Origin of the sequence: Actinotalea sp. C106, from assembly GCF_023630195.1 — a bacterium.
Taxonomy (GTDB): domain Bacteria; phylum Actinomycetota; class Actinomycetes; order Actinomycetales; family Cellulomonadaceae; genus Actinotalea.
The window spans coordinates 1-2,742 of record NZ_JALPKN010000353.1 but is presented as its reverse complement, the minus strand read 5'-3'; the positions used below and the strand labels follow the sequence as shown (position 1 = coordinate 2,742).

The 2,742-nt window shown below is 74.2% G+C and carries 4 protein-coding genes; all 4 read left to right on the top strand.

Annotated elements, in window-relative coordinates:
• A partial coding sequence (locus L0B03_RS16195) for a methyltransferase domain-containing protein (RefSeq protein ID WP_250447791.1) occupies window positions 1-614 on the top strand: 614 nt, incomplete at its 5' end.
• A 95-nt stretch (window positions 615-709) separates the two neighbouring features.
• Complete coding sequence (locus L0B03_RS16190) at window positions 710-1,339, top strand: helix-turn-helix domain-containing protein (RefSeq protein WP_250447789.1); 630 nt, start codon at window positions 710-712, stop codon at window positions 1,337-1,339.
• Between the two features lies 1 nt (window position 1,340).
• The gene (locus L0B03_RS16185) at window positions 1,341-1,568 is read left to right on the top strand and encodes a hypothetical protein (RefSeq protein WP_250447787.1); all 228 of its coding nucleotides are present in this window, start codon (window positions 1,341-1,343) and stop codon (window positions 1,566-1,568) included.
• 81 nt (window positions 1,569-1,649) lie between these two features.
• Window positions 1,650-2,742: hypothetical protein (locus L0B03_RS16180; RefSeq protein WP_250447785.1), on the top strand; the 1,093-nt coding region annotated here is incomplete at its 3' end.

Here is a 2,742-nt window from a genome sequence, read left to right as displayed (position 1 = left end):
AGCTCTACGGCGGAGCGACCGCGGAGCTGCCCGACGCCGCCGTGCTCGCGAGCCTGGGCTGCGGCAACCCGACCGCCGTGGCCGACCTCCGCGCCGGGGAGCGGGTGCTGGACCTCGGCTCGGGCGGTGGGATCGACGTGCTGCTCTCGGCCCGACGGGTGGGCCCTACCGGCTTCGCCTACGGGGTCGACATGACGACCGAGATGCTCGAGCTCGCCCGTGCCAACGCCGCGGAGGCGCAGGCGACCAACGTCGAGTTCCTCGAGGGTCGGATCGAGGCGCTGCCGCTGCCCGACGACGCGGTCGACGTCGTGATCTCGAACTGCGTGATCAACCTCTCGGTCGACAAGCCTGCCGTCCTCGCCGAGATGGCCCGGGTGCTGGTTCCCGGGGGTCGGATCGGCTTGTCGGACATGGTCGCCGAGGACCACCTGACCCCGGCCGACCGGTCCGAGCGCGGCGACTTCGCCGGGTGCCTGGCCGGAGCGCTGTCCCGGGAGGAGTACCTCGACGGGCTGGTGGCGGCGGGGTTCGTCGACCCCGAGGTCACCTTCACGCACGAGGTGCGCCCCGGGATGCACGGCGCGATCGTGCGGGCGACGCTGCCCGGCTGAGGGAGCCCAGGCCCGCGGCGATCCGAGGCGAACGCGCAACATTTCTTGCGCAAGAACTATTGCGAAAGAGGTGTTGCGCGTTCTAGGGTCGTCGCATGAGCCCCGCCGACCGTCCCATCATCACCGACCCGGAGCGCATCCGCGCCCTCGCGCACCCGTTGCGCATGGACCTCCTGGACTACCTCGACGGTGCCGGCGAGGCGACGGCCACCCAGTGCGCCGAGCGCACGGGGGAGACGGTCGCCAACTGCTCCTTCCACCTGCGCACCCTCGCCAAGGCGGGGTTCATCGAGCCGGCCGAGCCGCGGGGGAGGGAGAAGCCCTGGCGGCCGGTGAGCAAGGGCGGGCGCCGGCTGGACGTCGACCCGGAGAACCCCGCCTCGCTGCGCGCGATCGGCGAGCTGGTGGGCCTGACTGTCCTGCGCGAGGCCGACCGCATCCGTGACTTCATCGCGCGGCAGGAGACGATGCCTGCCGAGTGGCAGGACACCGTGACCGTCACCACCGCGAGCTTCTGGGCCACGCCGGACGAGATGCGCGAGCTCGTCGCGGCGGTCAACGCCCTCGCCGAGCCCTTCAGCGGCCGGCGTGCCGCCCCCGAGACCCGCCCCGAGGGCGCGCGCCTCGGTCACCTCTTCGCCGCGGTCAACCCCGAGGACCTCGGTCCTGCGGGGGACGACCTGGCGGCCGACCGCGCAGACGACCAGACCGAGCAGGAGCAGTGACATGACCGTCCTGACCATCGACACCCGTGCTGTCCGCCTCCGGCTCCCCGTGCTGCGGCTCGGTCGGCTGAGGGGCACGATCGTCCTCGAGCTGAGCGAGCGGGCCGAGCTCCGGGTCGAGCGGCGCGAGGTCCGTACCCGCGACCGGCGGGCGGCCGACGAGGTCGCGTCCCGGCTCGACGGCTACCGGACCGAGGCCCTCCGGCAGCGCATGGGAGCCGGCTTCTGAGCGCTGGCGCCGTGGGCTCCTGACCCTGGCCTGGGACCTTCGGCCCGGGTGGAGGGCCTCGGGGTTTCTACGGTAAGAGGCGTGAGAAACCTCCCCCGAGTCGGCGTGATGCTGCTCGGAGGCTTCGCCCTCCTCGCGGGCCTGGACGCGGCGCTGATGCTCCTGGGCCTCCCGGCACCGGTCGCCGCGGAGCGCCTGCCTGCCCTGCACGGTGGCCTGCTCGTGCTCGGCTTCGTCGGCACCCTGGTGGCCGTCGAGCGGGCGGTGGCCCTGCGTGCCCCCTGGGCGATGGGCGCCCCGGCCCTGCTCGGCCTCGGCGCGCTGGCCCTGGTCAGCCCGCTGCCGCTGAGCCTCGGGCACGCCCTGGTGGTGGCGGGGGCCGCGATGCTCGTGCTGGTCTACCTGGGGCTGTGGCGTCGGCAGGGGAGCCCAGCCCTCGCCATCCAGGTCTGGGCCGCGGTGCTCGCCCTCGGCGCGGCCCTGCTCTGGTGGGCCGGCGCCCCCGTACCGGTCCTCGTCCCGTGGTTCGCCGGCTTCGTCGTGCTCACGATCGTGGGCGAACGGGTCGAGCTGTCCCGGGTCGGCTCGATCACGCCGGGTGCCGAGCGCGCGGTCCTGCTGCTCGCGTCGACGACCCTGGTGGCGATCCCCGTCGCGACCCTGTGGCCCGGGGCCACCGTCGCCCTGGGCCTCGGCCTGCTCGCGATCGTGGGCTGGCTCGTGGTGCATGACGTCGCGCGCCGCACGGTGCGCGGTACCGGGCTGCCCCGCTTCGTCGCGGTCAACCTGCTGGTCGGGTACGCCTGGCTCGCGCTCGCGGGAGCCCTGTGGGCCCTGCTCGGCCCGATCACGGCCGGGGCGGCCTACGACGCCGTCGTGCACGCCGTGTTCCTGGGGTTCACCCTCGCGATGATCATGGCCCACGCGCCGATCATCCTGCCGGCCGTGCTCGGCCGCCCGCTGCCCTACCGGTGGGTGATGTACCTGCCGGCAGCGCTGCTGCACGTGACCCTCCTGATCCGCGTCGTCGGCGGGGACCTGCACGGCAGCGAGGTCGCGCTGCAGGTCGGCGGCGCGGGGAACATCGCGTCCGTGCTGCTCTTCGCGGTGGTGGCCGCGACGTCGAGCGCCCTGGCGCGGCCCCGGTCCGGCCCGTCCCGAGGGCCGTCCGGCG